The 16,967-nt window shown below is 59.5% G+C and carries 16 protein-coding genes; 3 read left to right on the forward strand and 13 right to left on the reverse strand.

What is annotated here, in order from left to right; translation table 11 throughout:
- Positions 1 to 32: 32 nt before the first annotated feature.
- Positions 33 to 1,478, reverse strand: coding sequence for a ClC family H(+)/Cl(-) exchange transporter (locus FZX13_RS06555; protein WP_226408584.1), 1,446 nt, complete (start codon positions 1,476 to 1,478; stop codon positions 33 to 35).
- 18 nt (positions 1,479 to 1,496) lie between these two features.
- On the reverse strand, positions 1,497 to 4,079 hold the full coding sequence (gene acnB / locus FZX13_RS06560; RefSeq protein WP_226408586.1) for a bifunctional aconitate hydratase 2/2-methylisocitrate dehydratase: 2,583 nt from the start codon (positions 4,077 to 4,079) through the stop codon (positions 1,497 to 1,499).
- A 96-nt stretch (positions 4,080 to 4,175) separates the two neighbouring features.
- On the opposite strand from acnB, the gene FZX13_RS06565 reads away from it, so the two are divergent.
- The gene (locus tag FZX13_RS06565; RefSeq protein ID WP_226408588.1) at positions 4,176 to 5,243 is read left to right on the forward strand and encodes a 3-deoxy-7-phosphoheptulonate synthase; all 1,068 of its coding nucleotides are present in this window, start codon (positions 4,176 to 4,178) and stop codon (positions 5,241 to 5,243) included.
- Between the two features lie 2 nt (positions 5,244 to 5,245).
- Here FZX13_RS06565 and FZX13_RS06570 read toward each other — a convergent pair whose 3' ends face one another.
- The 4 genes from FZX13_RS06570 to FZX13_RS06585 form a co-directional block, all read right to left on the reverse strand.
- Entirely contained in the window at positions 5,246 to 5,896 is a 651-nt protein-coding gene (locus tag FZX13_RS06570) for a diacylglycerol/polyprenol kinase family protein (protein ID WP_226408599.1), read from the reverse strand.
- Positions 5,897 to 5,901: 5 nt separating this feature from the next.
- Positions 5,902 to 6,888 (reverse strand): RpoD/SigA family RNA polymerase sigma factor, encoded by a 987-nt coding sequence (locus FZX13_RS06575; protein ID WP_226397537.1) that lies wholly within the window; start codon positions 6,886 to 6,888, stop codon positions 5,902 to 5,904.
- A 204-nt stretch (positions 6,889 to 7,092) separates the two neighbouring features.
- Positions 7,093 to 9,231, reverse strand: a complete 2,139-nt coding sequence (gene ppk1, locus FZX13_RS06580) for a polyphosphate kinase 1 (RefSeq protein ID WP_226408601.1) — start codon at positions 9,229 to 9,231, stop codon at positions 7,093 to 7,095.
- Positions 9,232 to 9,276: 45 nt separating this feature from the next.
- Positions 9,277 to 10,566, reverse strand: coding sequence for an MFS transporter (locus FZX13_RS06585; protein ID WP_226408603.1), 1,290 nt, complete (start codon positions 10,564 to 10,566; stop codon positions 9,277 to 9,279).
- Between FZX13_RS06585 and FZX13_RS06590 the strand changes: the two genes are divergently transcribed.
- A complete protein-coding gene (locus tag FZX13_RS06590; protein ID WP_115094735.1) occupies positions 10,565 to 11,032 on the forward strand; it encodes a GNAT family N-acetyltransferase in 468 nt (155 codons plus the stop codon). The two genes, FZX13_RS06585 and FZX13_RS06590, sit on opposite strands and share 2 nt — an antisense overlap.
- Here FZX13_RS06590 and FZX13_RS06595 read toward each other — a convergent pair.
- Entirely contained in the window at positions 10,993 to 12,060 is a 1,068-nt protein-coding gene (locus FZX13_RS06595) for an anthranilate phosphoribosyltransferase family protein (RefSeq protein WP_226408605.1), read from the reverse strand. The genes FZX13_RS06590 and FZX13_RS06595 overlap by 40 nt on opposite strands.
- A gap of 77 nt (positions 12,061 to 12,137) precedes the next feature.
- Positions 12,138 to 12,308: a cyanate hydratase gene (locus tag FZX13_RS06600; RefSeq protein WP_115024675.1), complete on the reverse strand. Its 171-nt coding sequence runs from the start codon at positions 12,306 to 12,308 to the stop codon at positions 12,138 to 12,140.
- Between the two features lie 195 nt (positions 12,309 to 12,503).
- On the opposite strand from FZX13_RS06600, the gene cynS reads away from it, so the two are divergent.
- On the forward strand, positions 12,504 to 12,989 hold the full coding sequence (gene cynS, locus FZX13_RS06605; protein WP_170951222.1) for a cyanase: 486 nt from the start codon (positions 12,504 to 12,506) through the stop codon (positions 12,987 to 12,989).
- Positions 12,990 to 13,042: 53 nt separating this feature from the next.
- On the opposite strand, the gene FZX13_RS06610 is transcribed toward cynS, so the two are convergent.
- The 5 genes from FZX13_RS06610 to FZX13_RS06630 form a co-directional block, all read right to left on the reverse strand.
- Complete coding sequence (locus FZX13_RS06610) at positions 13,043 to 13,765, reverse strand: HEAT repeat domain-containing protein (protein WP_226408829.1); 723 nt, start codon at positions 13,763 to 13,765, stop codon at positions 13,043 to 13,045.
- 7 nt (positions 13,766 to 13,772) lie between these two features.
- Positions 13,773 to 14,660 carry a formate/nitrite transporter family protein gene (locus FZX13_RS06615; RefSeq protein WP_186570960.1) on the reverse strand — a complete coding sequence of 296 codons (888 nt, stop codon included), beginning with the start codon at positions 14,658 to 14,660 and terminating at the stop codon, positions 13,773 to 13,775.
- A gap of 34 nt (positions 14,661 to 14,694) precedes the next feature.
- Positions 14,695 to 14,874: a ferredoxin--nitrite reductase gene (locus FZX13_RS06620; protein WP_226408607.1), complete on the reverse strand. Its 180-nt coding sequence runs from the start codon at positions 14,872 to 14,874 to the stop codon at positions 14,695 to 14,697.
- A 27-nt stretch (positions 14,875 to 14,901) separates the two neighbouring features.
- Positions 14,902 to 16,443: a ferredoxin--nitrite reductase gene (locus FZX13_RS06625; RefSeq protein WP_226408609.1), complete on the reverse strand. Its 1,542-nt coding sequence runs from the start codon at positions 16,441 to 16,443 to the stop codon at positions 14,902 to 14,904.
- Between the two features lie 256 nt (positions 16,444 to 16,699).
- Positions 16,700 to 16,966, reverse strand: coding sequence for a hypothetical protein (locus tag FZX13_RS06630; protein ID WP_226408611.1), 267 nt, complete (start codon positions 16,964 to 16,966; stop codon positions 16,700 to 16,702).
- Position 16,967: the final 1 nt, after the last annotated feature.

Here is a 16,967-nt window from a genome sequence, read left to right on the forward strand (position 1 = left end):
TAAGGCCGGCTCAAACAGCAGTGTTTCCTGGTTCAGAGTGGATCTCCTGAAGGGCCTTTGGCTGGTGTGGGGGCTTTAAACGGTCGGCGGTGACGGTTCAAGCGCAGTTGCATGCGGTCTTCGGAGGCCAGCTCCATACCCATCTGGCGCTCGTAGATGGAATCCGGATTGAACAACCGGGCCACCAGGAAACTGGTGAGGCAGGCCACCAGGATGGGCTTGAGGATGAGCAGATCCTTGGTGAGCGCAAACGCCAGGAACATGGCTGATATCGGGGTTCGCGAACAGCCGGCAACGAAGGCACCCATGCCAGCGAACACGTAAGTGGTGGGAACGTGGCCGGTGAGGGCCTCAACGCCAATGCCGCCGGCCAAACCAATGGCTCCTCCCAGCGTCAGCATCGGCATGAACAGTCCCCCCGGTGCTCCTGAGCCCGCCGCTAGACCGGTACTGAAGAACAGCACCACAAAGCTGGCGAGGGCCAGGCTGATGTCGGCCTTGCCGGCTCCGATCAGGTGCTTCAGCTCGCTGGGGTTGTGGAAGGCGTCGGGCAGGGCCGCATAGACGCAGCCCAACACGAGTCCGCTCAGGGTCATGCGCAGAATCAGCCGGTCACCGAACCAACGGTTGCCCTGCCGCTGCATGGTGAGCACGTAGCGGGTGTACAGCTCCGCCAGCACGCCGATCACCACGCCGAGAGCGATCAGGTAAAGCAGATCGACAGGCAGGAAGCGCACCAGGGGGGTGTATTCCCGCTCCAGTTGAAAACCGATGGTGCTGTTCAACCCACTGCCCCCAGGGTCGAGACCGAGGAAGCCGAGCACATCCGCCAGGGTGTCGGCCGAGAAGGTGGTGATGATTACCAGCAACAGGACCACGGGCCTAGCGGAGTGGAGCAGCTCCTCGATGGCGTAGATGAATCCGCCGATGGGAGCGCTGAACACGGCGGCAATGCCTGCTCCGCCGCCTGCAGCGACAATCACTCGCCGAAAGGCCACCGGTGCCCGCAGCCAGCGGGACATCTGCCAGGCAACGGAGCCGCCCATCTGCACAGCTGGGCCTTCTGGGCCTAGAGGGAAGCCTGAGCCGATGGCAATGATGCCGGCCACGAGCTTCACCAGGCCCACCCGAAGCCCCATCGGCACCGACCTGTGGCGCAGGAAACCCATGATGTGGGTGATCCCCGCTCCGCCAGCTGCTGGAGACAGGTTGGTGATCAGCCAGGCGGAGACCATGCCCCCGATGGCGCCGAGGGCGGGGAGCACCACCCAGGCAGGAAATTCATCGAGCAGATCGAGCCGCCAGTCGCGCAGCAGGTTGATACCGCTGGTAAACAGCAGGCCGGTGATGGCTGCTCCGAGTCCAGTGAGCGCCAGAGCCAGGACCACCACCAGCCAGCGGCGCTCCAACAACCTCCTGATGCTCCGGCTGGAGCCCAGGAGGTGGCGTCGTTGTTTGGGTTCGCTCAGGGCTGGCACAGATGAGGTGATTAGGGATCAGGCCTGAGCCAGAACAGTTGCTTCATCGTCAGCACTGACCACACGCCCCTGGTCTTCAAAACCGCTGATCTGATCGAAGTTCAGATAGCGGTAGAGCTCGTCGGAGAGGGGATCGATTTTCTCGGCCGCGATGCTGCTGTACTCCTCCGGCGTGGGGATTCGACCCAGCTGGGCGCAGACGGCGGCCAGTTCAGCGCTTCCCAGGTACACCTGAGCACCTTTGCCCAGGCGATTGTTGAAGTTGCGGGTGCTGGTGGAGAACACGGTGGTGTTGTCCTCCACGCGGGCCTGGTTGCCCATGCAAAGGGAGCAGCCCGGCATCTCCATGCGGGACCCTGCGGCCTCGAAGGTGGTGTAGTAGCCCTCGGCTTTCAGGGTTTCCTCGTCCATTCGAGTCGGGGGGCAGACCCAGAGGCGCGCCGTGTTCTGACCGGCGCCTTCCAGCACTTTCGCCGCGGCTCGGTAATGACCGATGTTGGTCATGCAGGAGCCGATGAAAACCTCCTGTACCGGGTCACCGGCCACCTCGCTGAGCAACTTCACGTTGTCGGGGTCATTGGGGCAGGCCACCACGGGTTCGGTGAGCTCGTTCAGATTGATTTCCAGTACTTCGGCGTACTCAGCGTCAGGGTCGGCGCTCATCAGCTGCGGGTTGGCCAGCCAGGCCTCCATCTCCTTGATCCGGCGGGCCAGGGTGCGGGCATCGCTGTAGCCGCGGGCGATCATGTTCTTAAGCAGCGCCACATTGCTGCGCAGGTATTCGCTCACCGTGCCTTCTGAGAGCTTGATGGTGCAGCCGGCGCAGGAGCGCTCGGCGCTGGCATCGGTGAGTTCGAAGGCTTGCTCCAGCTTCAAGTCGGGGAGACCTTCGATCTCCATGATCCGGCCATTGAACAGGTTTTTCTTGTTGGCCTTTTCAACGGTGAGTAGCCCCCGCTGAATGGCCACCCAGGGGATGGCATTCACCACATCCCGGAGGGTGACGCCGGGTTGCAATGACCCGCTGAAGCGCACCAGCACGGATTCCGGCATGTCCAGCGGCATGGCGCCGATGGCGGCCGCAAAGGCCACAACCCCGGAGCCTCCTGGGAAGGAAATGCCGAGGGGGAAGCGGGTGTGGCTGTCGCCGCCGGTGCCGACGGTGTCGGGGAGGAGCATCCGGTTCAGCCAGCTGTGGATGATGCCGTCACCCGGTCGCAGAGCCACGCCACCGCGTTGGGCGAAGAAGTCGGGCAAGTCCTTTTGGGTCTGCAGATCCACCGGCTTCGGATAGGCGGCGGTGTGGCAGAAGCTCTGCATCACTAGGTCGGAGGAAAAGCCCAGGCAGGCCAGTTCCTTCATTTCGTCCCGTGTCATCGGGCCGGTGGTGTCTTGGGAGCCGACGGTGGTCATCAGTGGCTCGCAGCTGGTGCCGGGTCGGACGCCGGCGAGGCCGCAGGCTTTGCCCACCATTTTCTGAGCCAGGGTGAAGCCCTTGCCTGTGTCCGCCGGTGCCGAGGGGCGGATGAACAGTTCCGAAGGGCTGAGGCCAAGCTTGGTGCGTATCTTGTCGGTGAGGGCGCGACCGATCATCAGGGGGATGCGACCGCCGGCCCGCACCTCGTCGCTAATCGTGGTGGGCTTGAGCTCGAACCGACTCACCACGGTGCCGTCGCGTTCGATCGTGCCGGCATTGGGTCGGATCGTGATGACATCACCGGTGTTCAGTTCACTGACATCGCATTCGATCGGTAGGGCGCCGGAGTCCTCGGCGGTGTTGAAGAAGATCGGGGCGATCTTGCCGCCAAGAATCACGCCACCGGCCCGTTTGTTGGGCACATGGGGAATGTCATTGCCGGTGTGCCACAGCACCGAGTTGATGGCGCTCTTGCGGGAGCTTCCTGTTCCCACCACGTCACCGACGTAAGCCACGGGATGGCCCTTGTCTTTCAGGGTCGCGATCGTTTTCAGACCCTCTGGATCTCGGGTTTCGAGCATCGCCAGGGCATGGAGAGGGATGTCCGGCCGGGTGGTGGCGTGGGTGGCCGGCGAGAGATCGTCTGTGTTGGTTTCTCCCTCGACCTTGAACACCGTGACGGTGATGCTGTCGGCCAGTTCCGGCTTGCAGGTGAACCACTCGGCTGCGGCCCAGCTGTCCACAACCTGTTGGGCAAAGCGGTTGTCTGCCGCCAGATCCATCACTTCGTTGAACGCGTCGTAAACAAGCAGCGTTCGGCTGAGTCCCTCTGCAGCACAGCCGGCCAGTGCAGCGTCAGGGTTCTTCAGCAGCTCGATCAGGGCGGCCACGTTGTATCCGCCCACCATCGTCCCCAGCAGGCGCGTGGCTTCCAGCGGTGACACCAGAGGACTGGTGGCTTCTCCTTGGGCCACGGCGCTGAGCCATGTGGCCTTCACGTAAGCGGCTTCATCCACACCCGGGGGGATCCGGTCGCTGAGCAGGTGCATCAGGAACGCTTCTTCGCCGGCAGGAGGGTTCTGCAGCAGTTCGGTCAGTCCCTGGGTCTGCTCGGCATTGAGCGGAAGAGCGGGAACGCCCTGGGCTTCCCGGGCGGCGGCCAGCTCGCGGTAAGCGCTCAGCATGGAGATCTCTGTTCAGGGACGAACACCATTCTTCCGGACCGTGTCTGTTGACAGTGAGCGGGGTGCGTAGCCTTGGTCGGACTCTCGCGTCCACTCATGGCCACCACCTCCGATTTGCATGTGGTGGAGACACGTCCCCTTGTTGCCCCTGCGGTGTTGCATCAGGAGCTGCCCATTGATGTGGCGGCACTCGAGACCGTGGCGTCCGCCCGCCAGCGCATCCAGGACATTCTCAGCGGTCGTGACGACCGCTTGCTGGTGGTGGTGGGTCCCTGCTCCGTGCACGATGTCAAAGCAGCCCGTGAGTATGCCCAGCGTTTGGCACCCATCCGTGAGCGCCTGAAGGATCAGTTGGATGTGGTGATGCGGGTGTACTTCGAGAAGCCCCGGACCACGGTCGGTTGGAAGGGGTTGATCAACGATCCCCATCTCGATGACTCCTATGACATCAACACGGGTCTGCGTCGGGCCAGGGGATTGCTGCTCGATCTCGCCCGTGAGGGAATGCCTGCTGCAACGGAACTGCTCGATCCAGTGGTTCCGCAGTACATCGCTGATCTGATCAGCTGGACTGCGATCGGTGCAAGGACGACGGAGAGTCAGACCCACCGTGAAATGGCGTCAGGTCTGTCGATGCCGATCGGCTACAAAAACAGCACGAACGGCAGCGCCATCATCGCGATCAATGCCATGCAGGCTGCCTCGAAGCCGCATCATTTTCTCGGCATCAATCGTGAGGGTCATGCCTCGATCGTCAGCACCACGGGCAACCCCTATGGACATCTCGTGCTGCGCGGAGGCAGCCGAGGCAGCAACTACCACCTTGAGGCTGTGCAGGAGGCTGCGGCCGAGTTGAGCCAGGCCGGTCTGCAGGATCGTCTGATGGTGGATTGCAGCCATGCCAACAGCAACAAAGATTTCCGGCGGCAGGCGGAGGTGCTGGCCAGCGTTGCCGAGCAGTTGCGGGGTGGGTCCAATCACGTGATGGGCGTCATGATTGAGAGCCATTTGGTGGAAGGCAATCAGAAGCTCACCGCCGACTTGTCGCAGCTGACCTACGGCCAGAGCGTCACGGATGCCTGCATCAGCCTCGAGACCACCGAAGCGCTGCTGGATGATCTGGCCGCGGCCGTTGCCAGTCGCAAACAGACGGTCACTGCTTGAGATCAGACCACCAGTCGACTCCACAGAACGCCAACGCTGAGGGGAACGCTGAGGTTGTCGAGTCCGCGCCAGCTGAGCTGTTCCAGGCCGGTTGCGATGGCCACCATGCTGAAGGCTGCTGGCAGGGGCAGGTCAGCTCCCGACCATCGGGCGAGTCCGATCAGCACCAGGCCCGTGACACCTGCCATGGTCATGGTGCCAACGGTTGACTTGGTCTGACCGAAGAGCTCCCATTTCGGTGAGTCGACGCCCCTGCCGATCAACCCTGCTAACCCATCTCCCAGTGCCATTACGAGAACCCCTGCGGAAACGGCATCGGCTCGGGTTGGCCAGAACAGCAGAAGCAGCGTTGTGATCGCTATTCCGTAGGCGATTGTGCCGTAGCTGTTGCGATTGATATCCTCAACGGCGGGGATGAAGCGCCATTGGTGGTTGATCGCCGTAGCAAGAGTGATCACCATCGCAACTGGGATGGCGACAACGAAAGGAATCTGAAAGACCCAGGCCATCGGAACCACGGCTCCGGTTCCGATGTGCACAATTTTTCGACTGAGTTCCCGTTGGTTCGGATGAAGGCGACGACACAACACGGCTCCCGCTGTCACCATCGCCATCCAGCAGAGGATGGCGATGGGTCCGGTGATGGAAAGCAAGTTGCTTATGCGGCTTGTTGGTGGTTTGTCATGGCCCGCAGCTTGAGAATCGCCTTGGCTTCCAGCTGTCGGACGCGCTCGCGAGACACATTGATCTGACGACCGATCTCCGCAAGGGTCAGAGGCTCTTCACCGCCAAGACCGAACCGCAACTTCAGAATCTTTTGCTCGCGCTCGTTCAGTTGAGACAGCCAGCCACCGAGATGTTCTTTCTGGATACTGCGATCCATCCCTTCCATCGGCTCTTCACCATTGGGATCCGGGATCAGTTCGCCAAGGGTGCTGCGATCTTCCTCGCCACGGGCATGGGCATCCAGCGATGCACAGGGTGCGCTCTGGGACATCAGATCTTCCAGTTCCCTGGGTTCGATTCCCATGGCACTCGCCAACTCAAGCCGATTTGGTTGACGACCGAAGCGGTGGGATAGTTCTCGGGAGATGCGACGCATCTTCGAGAGTTTTTCGCTGATGTGGATCGGCAGGCGAATGGTTCGGGCGCTGTTGTCGATGGCCCGCGTCATGCCCTGGCGAATCCACCAGTAGGCATAGGTGGAGAATTTGTAGCCCATGGCGGGGTCGAACTTGTCGACCGCTCGCTCCAAGCCAATGGCACCTTCCTGAACCAGGTCGAGAAGTTCAAGACCTTGGTTCTGGTATTTCTTGGCCACACTCACCACGAGGCGGAGGTTGGCTGCCATCATCCGATCGCGGGCCCGTTTGCCCATGCGGATCTTGTGCCGATGCCGAGAGGTCAGCTCCTCCTCAGGCAACTCCTGAAGTTGTTTCATTGCTTGCACATGATGTGCAAGTTCGATTTCTTCGGCTGCCGTCAGCAACGGAATACGTCCGATGCTGCTCAAGTAAAAACCGATGGAGTCGGTGGCGAGCCGCCCTCCTTGTCGCGAAGATGGTCGACGTCCAGTGGACGGCAACGCAGGTTCCTTCCGGGACGACTGATGTGTCGTGCCGGAAGATTCCAGAGGGATCCCCATCACCCTGGTCTCCTGAATGAATTTGGGCTGAACTTAGCACCGAGCAACAGCGATGACTGTTTCGAATCGGAAGAATTTCCGGATCTAAATCTTTTCGTTCTCGAAGCAACTGTTGCGGGCGTGATCGTGGCTGCTTCAAGTTTGTTTTTGAAGTGATGTTGTATCGGACATCACAGACGCAGCGCTCTTGAAAAAACCAAAGAATTACAAGGATTGGATGCCCTTGCTCCATTCCTTGACCAATTGAATCTGGGAATTGCGTTCTGGGGCCTCATTCGTTGGTTTGCGCTGTGTAAATGTGCCGTCGCTCTGCATGTCCCAGGCGCCTTGGTTGTCATTCAGGTAAAGCTGCAGCAGGCGTTCCAGTTTCTGGCGATGTTCTGGATCTTCGATTGGTGTGACCGCTTCAATCCGGCGGTCCAGGTTGCGGCTCATCCAGTCGGCACTGCCGATATAAACCTCTGGAGAGCCACCGTTGGCAAACCAAAAGATCCTCGAATGTTCCAGGAATTGGCCGATGATGCTGATCACCCGAATGTTTTCGCTCAACCCCTGGCGGTTTGGATACAGGCTGCACATGCCGCGAATGATCAATTCGATCTTCACTCCGGCTTGGGACGCTTCATAAAGAAGCGAAATGATGCTGGGATCGACCAGGGAATTCATTTTGGCTTGGATCATGGCCTGTCTGCCTTGTTGGGCATGCTCAATCTCTCGGCGTATCAACAGCTCCATACCTTTTCGCAACGTGACTGGGGCCACGAGCAAGCGACGGAAGCTTTGCTGCTTCGAAAAACCGGTGAGGTAATTGAACAGTTCAACCAGGTCTTGTCCCAGCTCTTGGTTGGCTGTGAGCAGGCCTAGATCGGTGTAAAGCTTCGAAGTCTTGGAGTTGTAGTTGCCAGTGCCGATGTGCACATAACTCTGCAGCTTCTCTTTCTCCTTACGAACCACCAGAACGATCTTGGTGTGCGTTTTGAGCCCTAGCACGCCGTAGACAACGTGAACCCCTGATTGCTCCAGGTGCCGGGCCCATTGAATGTTGTTGTCTTCGTCAAATCGCGCTTTCAATTCCACCAGTGCCATCACCTGCTTGCCGTTTTCAGCAGCGCGGATCAGGGCAGCGATGATCGGAGAGTCTTTGGAGGTGCGGTAGAGCGTCATCTTGATGCCCATCACCTGGGGATCGTCCGCTGCCTGATTGATGAACTCTTCGACCGTTGTGGAGAAGAGCTCGTAGGGATGATGCAGAAGGATGTCTTGACGACGAATCACCGAGAAGATCGATTCGAATTCATCCGCTTTGATCGCGCCCTCTTCAACTAGGTGCTGCTGACTGCGTGCAAGCACAGCCGGTGTTTGGCCTCCCTGGGTACGACTTTTGAGTTTCGGCAGTGATAGCCCGGTCAGCCCGAAGAGGTCGTCCAGGCCCAGGGGTCCATCGATGACGTAAAGGTCTTCCTCTTCCACGCTCAGTCCGGTCATCAGCATCTCCACAACGTCTCTGGGCATCTCGTTGGGAACTTCGAGGCGCACCACCTCACCGCCCATCCGTCGTTTCCGCAGCCCTTGTTCCAGGGCCAGCATCAGGTCATCGGCTTCCAGATCCCTCAGTTCCAGATCCGCATCCCGCGTCACGCGGAAGAAGTAGTGACCTTCGATCGTCATGCCGGGAAACAGCACCTCAAGGTTGAAGGCGATCACCTGCTCGAGAGCAATGGCGGTGTGAACTGGTTTGTCCTCAGTTCCGCTCAGTTCTGAGGGGATGGCGATGAAACGAGCAAGATTCTTCTGCGGAACTTTGACGCGTGCAAATTGACGTTGCCCTGTTTCCGGGTCAACAACCACGGCGGCGACGTTCAGGCTCAGATTGCTGACAAAAGGGAATGGATGGGCTGGGTCTACAGCCAGGGGCGTCAGCACCGGAAATACCGACGTCTGGAAGGTGTTGTCAACCCAGGTGCGCTGGTCTTCGTTGAGTTGCTTGTAATCGAGCAGTTCAACGTTGTGTTCCAGCAGCTTTGGCTTTAGGTGTTGGCGGTAGTGCACCTGTTGCTGCTTCAGCAGGGGAATGAGTTGCTCTCGGATCGCAAGCAGCTGCTCCAGGGGTGACTTGCCATCCTCACTCGGTTTGCTGACGCCGGCCTCCACCTGTGACTTCAAGGAAGCCACGCGAACCATGAAGAATTCGTCGAGGTTGTTGCTGAAAATGGCGCTGAACTTCGCTTGATCCAGCAAGGGTGTGCGCGGATCAAGGGCCTGGGCTAACACCCTTTCGTTGAAGGCGATCCAGCTCAGCTCCCGGTTGATGTAGTGCTCCGGGGCTAGGGCTGCTGCGCACATGGGCTGAACGTCTTGGCGTTCGTGTCGTTAGCCAAAAGGTAGCAATCAGGATTCGCTTGTTCGTGTATCGGAGATGTCTGGAAGAGGGCTTCCGGCGACCAGCCCGATCACAAGCACCAGAACGGTTGCCGCTGCTGCAAAGGGACTCACAGGACCGAGCAGGTCGTAGCTCAACCCTGCTAGAGGGGGTCCGAGAAAGCTTCCCAAACTTTGCAGGGCCTGAAGGCTGCCCAAGGCGCTGCCTTGCCCCTCCCGGCCTAGGCGTCTGGACACCAGGCTGCGCAGGCTTGGTGTGACCAGGCCTGTGCCCAGAGCAAGGATTCCGACGGCGGTAAAAATCGCGCCGGCTCGGTCTGATGAGCCGACGCTGGGGATCAGCAGGCATCCAATGATCACCAGACCCAGGCCGAGCAAGGTCAGACGCCATTCACCGAACCGCTTGACCAGGGGACCGATCAGCCCTCCCTGGACCAAGGTGGCGACCACCCCCACCACCAGGAATGCGGTGGTGGCCAGCTCAGGGCCCCAGCCGAAGCGCTGCTTGAAATAGAGCACCAGGATGGCTGTGAATCCGTTGAAGGCCAGGAAGAAGAGGAAAAATGCAGCGCAGAGTCGACCCACGCTGGGGTTCATCAGCACTTGGCTCAGCCGTGCAAACGGATTCAGGTCGCGTTTTCTGGGAAGGCTTTTGCGGGAGTCCTGGGGATGGGTCTCCGGCAGCAGATTGAGCACGACCAAGAGGTTGAGTGCAGCGAATCCTGTGGCGACCCAAACGGGAAGTGACACCGCCACCCGGGCCAGTTGTCCGCCAACGAAGGGGCCAAGGATGAAACCCAAGCCAAAGGCCACGCCGATTAATCCGAAGGCACGGGCTCGTTTGTCGGGAGGCGTGATGTCGGCAAGCACTGCGCTGGCCGTTGCAGCCGTACCGCCGCTGATGCCGTCAATGATCCGCGCTGCGAACAGCATCAGCAAGGGCAGAAGGCTTTGGCTGGGCCAAGGCAGGGAAACGGTTACTGCAAACAGTCCGAGTCCAAGAACGGAGCCTGCGACGCAGATGCTGATCACGGGTCGGCGCCCGTAACGATCACTCAGCGCTCCGATCAACGGGGTCACCAGGAATTGAGCGAGTGCATAGCTCCCCGCCAGTAGGCCCAGGGTTCGTCCATCTGGGGCGAACTGGGCCAGGAGAAATGGCAACAGCGGAAAAACAATGCTTTCGCTGAGCCTGTCGTTGAGCAGCGTGAGAAATGCGCTGAGCAGTGTGGGAATCCGGGGACGCTGCAAGCTTGTCGCCACGCAGGAGAGACTCACATTCCCACAGGCGGTTGCCATGGCTTTGCGTCCGATTGCTCCGGAGGATCAATCGCTTTTGCGGGAGATCTATGCCGACGCGATTGAATCGCAGGCCCCTCTTCTCTATTCAGAGGAACAAGTCAGAGCCTGGGCAGCCCTGGCCTGGTTGCCCGGTGTGCTGGATGCGACGTTCCGGGATGGCTCGGGTTGGCTGACCACGGACGGTTCAGCTTTTGCGATCCGTCATCCCGAAGACCGTCTGTCGCTGCTCTACTGCCGCGGTCGGGCATCGCGGCGCGGCCATGGCAGTGCTCTTCTGAACCAGATTGAGGCTGATGCTTGGGCGTCCGGCGTCCTGCAATTGCGAACGGAGGCCAGTCAGCTCAGCCGATCGTTGCTGCAGCGTCGTGGCTGGGTGGTGGAGTCGCCGGAAACAATCCTGATCGGAGGCGTGCCGTTTGAGCGCTATCGGATGGTCAAGCTGCTTCGCCAAGCGCACAGCTGATCCAGCCTGGCTTGGGCCTGGCCCGTCTGCATGACGGATTCCGCCCGTTGAATGCCCAGTTCCAGGGATTCACTGCAGCCGGAGAACCATAAATAGGCGCCGGCATTCCAGCGCAGGGCATCGCAGAGAGGGCCTTTGTTCTGCAGGGCGTCCCGCGCCTGCTCGGCCCAGGTGCTTTCGTCAGCCCATTCCACGTCGGCGTCATGACAACCATGGTCGCGGGGATGCAGGATCAACCGCTCTGCTTCACCGTTCCGCACCCGTGCCGTGATGCAGGCACGGCCGATGGGCAGGTCGGTTCCTCCTTCCAAACCCTTCACGGTGAGGACATCGGTCTCGCCGCCTTGCTTGAGGGCTTCCCAGGCGCGGGCCTCGGTTGGCGGATGCACAAAGCCACTGACGAGAAGGTGGTCGCCTTGATGGGGAGTCCAGAGCAATTCCAGGCTGGCGACCGGGGGACGCTTGCCCAGTTCTTCGCGGTAACCGATCAGTGTTTCCGCGATGGGGAAGTGATCCGGTTGATGGATCAGGGCGAAGCCGTTTTGCTGGAACCCGTCTGCAACGGCGCTGATCGGCAGGCCTGAGAGGTCGAGATTGAGAAGGCGGAACAGATCAACAGCGGTGACGCCGTATTTGATCGGCATCCGGTCACCGCCCTGCAGAACCACCGGCTGGTCACAGGCCAGAAGCACCAATGTGGTGAGCGGGTAAATCGGTGCTGTCCGCGTGCGTCCGTCGTAGGGCATGCCGAAACACAGCGGTGCTCGACTGCCGGCCATCGACTGCAGCACCGGCCCATGGGTTCGGTAGGTGTCGAGCATCCCCGTGAGTTCTTGGGGTTCGGGCCGTCGGATGCGATGGGCAATCAGAAAGGCGCCGATTTGTGCGGGCGTCGCTGCGCCCTGCAACATCAGCTCCATGGCATCAGCCGCTTCCTCGCGACTCATGCCCTTGCTGGTGTGTTCACCGCTTCCCACCTTGCGCAGGTGCTGTTTGAAGCGGTCGCGGCCGGAGAGAACTCCGCTCATCTCAAAGTTCCGGCCTAAAGATTTGGTCAGTCTTCAGGAGCGACTGACCCGGCAGGGGTAGCAATTGCTACGAAAGCTCAGGGCCCGCCTAGACGGGATAGCCCCTCGAAGCTGCCATGACGTGGATGCTCCGGGTGGTGGCGGCCATCGGCGTAATAGAGCCGTTCCAGCATCAGTTGGGGTGCTGTGGTTGCTGGAAGGAATTGCCCCTGAAGCAGGGTTGCCATGGATTGGAAAAATTGGCTCATCGAAATTCTTCTTTGAATTCAATTTCACTCGCACCACGAGCCTGTTGGCTGTGCCGATTGCTTCAAAACAGGCTGTTGTTTTGTAGTTGATGCTTCATTGTTAAGTCAGTGTTTGCGCAACAGTTTCTGAGCTGCTGAGACGTTCCGGTTCGGGACGCTGTTTTTTAGGCGGCCATAACAATTTTTCGTTTAATCATGACTGTTTCAGCTGTTCCTTCGACCCCGTCGTTGTCAGCTCCTTCTCAGGAGACCGTCACGGCCAGCTTGATGGCTGCCAAGAAAGCCAAGGGAATGAGCTTTGCCGATCTGGAAGCGGCCATGGGCCTTGATGAGGTCTGGATTGCTTCATTGTTCTACGGTCAAGCCACGGCTTCCAAGGAAGAGGCTGACAAGCTGGCTGCGCTTCTCTCCCTTGATCCGGCCATCACTGCGGCTTTGCAGGAGTTCCCCACCAAGGGAAGTCTTGATCCTGTGATCCCCACCGATCCCTTGATCTATCGCTTCTACGAGATCATGCAGGTCTATGGAATGCCTCTTAAGGATGTCATCCAGGAGCATTTTGGTGATGGCATCATGAGCGCGATCGATTTCACCCTCGATGTCGACAAAGTGGAAGATCCCAAAGGTGATCGGGTTAAAATCACCATGTGTGGCAAGTTTCTGCCATACAAAAAGTGGTGAACAACCAGTTGTCTTGATTAAAGACATCAAGGCCCCGCAACAGCGGGGCTTTTTTATTGGCGAAACTGTTGGCTCAGCTGGGTGCTTGCCATCTTCCTTCGAGTGTCGTCATTTAGTTCTTCGCTCAGTTCCAGCAGACAGCGCTGACTAGCAGGTGTGGCGATGCAACCCAGCGCGCGAAATGCTGCCTCTGCAACAGGGAGGGAACCGTTGCGACACAGTTCTGCCAGCTTTTCGCTGATCAACACGCCATCGCGGCGTTGCAGAACCCGAATGGCAGCCACAACGACTGGATCGCGAAAATCAGTCAAGACTTCTTGGCAGAACTGCAGCAGTTCGCCGTCGTCGAGGCAGTGGGACCGGAAGCTGAGCAGTTGCAGACCGGCGAGGCGGTGCAGTTGGCCTGGGTGATGCAGGCAATTCACTACAACTGACTCTGGAACGTCTGCTCCCCAGCAGGCCAGAGCCTGAACCACCATCAGGTTGGTGTCCTCGTTGTCCGAGGTTTGCTCGAGTTGAACCAACAACCAATCGCGGGCTTCGCTCTGGTGGCACAGCCCTGCTGCCATGACCAAATCAGGCAGAACCCCATGGTTGGCGAGGAGTTCTTGGATGACGGGCCAGCCCCGCTCGGCCTGCATTCCCAGTTTTTCGCAGAGGGCTCGCCGCAGATCAACAGAAAGGCTGGGGGAGTAGACCTCCCCCAGCCAAGCGGGCTCCAAAGGAGCGCGTCGTGATCGGGCGAGCCGTTCCCAGAGAACGGCTTCGTCGTTCATGGATGGATCAGCGGGCACCCAGTTCAGCAGCGAGCTCACGCTCCAGCTTTTCATCGTGCTCGGTCGGCAGCACGTTCTCCATATGTGTGCGGTGGGTGCTGTAGAAGAGCATGCCGATGAACACCATGCCGCCCACGATGTTGCCCAGGGTGACCGGCAGGAAGTTCCAGAAGATCACCTTGGTGAAGGGGACACCTGAACCAAGGATTGGCCCAGCGGTGTGCAGGAACTGGTTCACCACGATGTGCTCCATGCCCATCGATTGGAAGGCCGTGATCGGAAGCCAGCAGGCCAGGATTTTGCCGGGAACGCTCTTGCTCACCAGAGCCATGGTTACGCCAAGGCAGACCAGCCAGTTGGCCACCAGTCCGCGCAGGAAGGCGAGGAAAAAGCCCATGCTTCCCAGGGCCTCGTACTTCTTCTCAACGTTGATTTGATTGAGAGCCATGATCTTCTGGGCCACGGCATCCCAGATCGGCGGGCCGACATTGTCAGCAGCGCCATCCATGGTGCCGCTGGTGAGGCTGATCGCCATGATCACTGCCACTACTGCGGTGCCGATCCAGTTACCGATCCAGACCCAGACCCAATTGCGGAAGGTGGCGCCCCAGGTGCTTTTGCCAGCCCAGGTGGCCATCGGCAGCAGCGCAAAGTTACCGGTGACCAGCTCCATGCCGAACAGCACGATGCTGGCGAAGCCGAAGGGGAACAGCAGTGAGCCGACGAAGGGCGCTTTCACGGTGATGCCCACGGTCAGGGCCAGGATCACCGCCAGGCCAAGGATGGCTCCGGAGTAAAAGCCGCGGATCAGCAGGTTCTTCACGCTGACCGTTGATTTTTTGCCGCCGGCGGCAATCATGCCGTCGACAAGCTCATTAGGTAGGACGTAGTCCATCGGTTGAGATTGAGAGTTGGACGAAGTTTTGATGTCAGCCGCTGATGCGGTTCATCAGGCGGGAGAACAGATCAGGGCTGCCGCCCTGACGGTTGATGGCGGCTCCGTCGCGACCACTGGCGCTAAGCCAGTTGACGAAACGAGAGAACACGTCGTTGCGGTTGGCCATGACGGTGAGGGGGAAGTGGTCGTTGCGTTGGAGCCGTGACTTCAAAAGGAAGCGTCACGGCGACGACAGCGATCAGGCCTTCGGGGTGGCCCCGAATTTGTCGATCAACACCTCTTTCAGCGCTGCCTTGATCTCATCCGCGGGGATGGCCTTGCGGTGGATTTCGCCGATGCTTGGGTTGGCGCCTTGGGAACCGCCGATCGTCATCGTGTAGCCCTCACCCATGACTCCCTCACTGTTTTTTGCCTTGGTGCCGGTGAGGCCGATGGCACCCATGTAGGCCTGTCCACAAGTGTTGGGGCAGCCGGTCCAATGGATTTTCAGCTCGTCGGGAAGATTGAGTTCCTGGTCGAGTTCCTTGGCCGCTTCAAGGGCTTGGTCTTTGGTGTTGGTCAGGGCAAAGCCGCAGTAAGTGTTGCCGGTGCAGGACACCGTTCCAGCAGAGATGTGACCGGGTTCCAGCGGGAAGCGCTGCACCAGGGCATCGGCCTTTAAGGCTTCCCGCTTGTCGTTGGCCAGTCCCACGAGAATGACGTTCTGATCTTCTGTGAGACGCACTTCGCCGCTGCCGTAGTTGAGGCTGGCGGTGGCCAAATCCTGAAGATCCTGGGCGGTCAGGCGGCCGACGGGAACATGGAGACCGGCGTAGGACAGGCCCTCCTGTTTCTGGGGATGGAATCCGTAGTGGGAGCGGGGCGTGGTGTTGAACACGGAGCCAGGATCCGGTGTCAGCAGACCGAAGAGTTCTTCAACTTGGCTGCGGAACACGTCGTGGCCCACCTGATCGAGATAAAGGCGGAAGCGGCCTTTGGGGCGCTTGTCCCGCTCACCGTTGTCGCGCCAGAGCCGAATCACGGCGTCGGTCATCTTGCAGATTTCGTCAGGCCTCACCCAGGCATTCAGAGGAATGGCATAGGCATTCATCTGCGATGACAGAACACCGCCGATCCACACACCAAAACCCATCACCCCATCTCGTTCCACGGGGTGAAAGACGATGTCGTTGTGGAGCAGGAAGTTGTCCTTGGCACCGGCAACGGCTGTGTTCCATTTGCGGGGCAAGTTGGAGTACTCGGGATTGCCCTGGCAGTTGTTGGTGAGGAAGTTCTGCAGCTCGGTGGTGTACGGCCGCGTGTCGACGATCTCGTTGGGATCGATGCCGGCGATCGGGTTGCCAGTGACGTTGCGGGGGTTGTCGAAGCCGGATTGAATCGTGCTTAGACCTGCTTCCGTTAGTCGTTTAAGAATCTCTGGCAGGTCGCCCAGCAGCACACCACGCAACTGCAGGTTCTGCCGCGTGGTGATGTCGCAACTGCCGTTTTCGCCGTAGCGCTCGACGATCGAACCAACCACACGCAGTTGATCTGCGGTCAGTACTCCATTGGGCACACGCAGGCGGAGCATGAACTTGCCTGGCGTTTTCGGACGCCAGAACATGCCGTACCACTTCAAACGCAGTTGAAGGTCGGTCTCATCCACCTGCTCCCAGCCGAGTTCGGCGAATTTCTCAATCTCGCTACCGACCAACAGGCCATCCTTGGCCGCCTTGTTCTGCTCGATCTTGTTGAGCTTCTTGCCATCCAGGTAAGGCCTGGAGGGAGAGCTAGTAGTCATAAGTCGATTGAAAAGTGGGCGGATTGATTGCTCAAAGACGAGGCGCGAATCAATCGAGATGGCCCGAAGACCGGCAACGCTTCAAAACGAAGGGAGCGTTGGGTTGATTGAATAAACACTGTGATGGCAACCCTGGTCCGTAACAAAGAGAACACTTTTGGTGTTGATCGATGACAGGGCTCTGATTTGGCCGATTTGTAATGCCGGCTACATCTGGTGGTTGCCGCGAGGCCGTAAAAGGCAACCTGATTAAGCCTCAGTATTGGCGTCCAATTTCGCCAACCATCCGCACTGCTCCGGCCCGGAGCATTTGCCAAACGCGCTTCATCGCAGCGAAGTCTTGGTCCAATTCGGACGGCCCAGCCGCGCGATCGAGTCTTCTGTCGTAGCGGGCGTCCCTGGGGTCGTATCCCCTGCAGTAGCGATCGTTTCGGGCGTCGTATCGCTCGATTCGTCCGTCCAGAGACTCGCGGTAGGAGCGGCTGTCCAATGGAGCACGATCAAAATTACGGCGGGGCGCCATG

This window comes from Synechococcus sp. MU1625 (assembly GCF_020514205.1).
GTDB lineage: Bacteria > Cyanobacteriota > Cyanobacteriia > PCC-6307 > Cyanobiaceae > Parasynechococcus.

Excerpts from the sequence above, each read along its gene's own strand:
- FZX13_RS06630 (WP_226408611.1), bottom strand. The coding sequence starts at position 16,966 with ATGGCGCCCCGCCGTAATTTTGATCGTGCTCCATTGGACAGCCGCTCC.
- ppk1 (WP_226408601.1), bottom strand. The coding sequence starts at position 9,231 with ATGTGCGCAGCAGCCCTAGCCCCGGAGCACTACATCAACCGGGAGCTG.
- acnB (WP_226408586.1), bottom strand. The coding sequence starts at position 4,079 with ATGCTGAGCGCTTACCGCGAGCTGGCCGCCGCCCGGGAAGCCCAGGGC.
- FZX13_RS06600 (WP_115024675.1), bottom strand. The coding sequence starts at position 12,308 with ATGAGCCAATTTTTCCAATCCATGGCAACCCTGCTTCAGGGGCAATTC.
- cynS (WP_170951222.1), top strand. The coding sequence starts at position 12,504 with ATGACTGTTTCAGCTGTTCCTTCGACCCCGTCGTTGTCAGCTCCTTCT.
- FZX13_RS06610 (WP_226408829.1), bottom strand. The coding sequence starts at position 13,765 with ATGAACGACGAAGCCGTTCTCTGGGAACGGCTCGCCCGATCACGACGC.
- FZX13_RS06590 (WP_115094735.1), top strand. The coding sequence starts at position 10,565 with ATGGCTTTGCGTCCGATTGCTCCGGAGGATCAATCGCTTTTGCGGGAG.
- FZX13_RS06595 (WP_226408605.1), bottom strand. The coding sequence starts at position 12,060 with ATGAGCGGAGTTCTCTCCGGCCGCGACCGCTTCAAACAGCACCTGCGC.
- FZX13_RS06615 (WP_186570960.1), bottom strand. The coding sequence starts at position 14,660 with ATGGACTACGTCCTACCTAATGAGCTTGTCGACGGCATGATTGCCGCC.
- FZX13_RS06585 (WP_226408603.1), bottom strand. The coding sequence starts at position 10,566 with ATGGCAACCGCCTGTGGGAATGTGAGTCTCTCCTGCGTGGCGACAAGC.
- FZX13_RS06575 (WP_226397537.1), bottom strand. The coding sequence starts at position 6,888 with ATGGGGATCCCTCTGGAATCTTCCGGCACGACACATCAGTCGTCCCGG.
- FZX13_RS06625 (WP_226408609.1), bottom strand. The coding sequence starts at position 16,443 with ATGACTACTAGCTCTCCCTCCAGGCCTTACCTGGATGGCAAGAAGCTC.
- FZX13_RS06565 (WP_226408588.1), top strand. The coding sequence starts at position 4,176 with ATGGCCACCACCTCCGATTTGCATGTGGTGGAGACACGTCCCCTTGTT.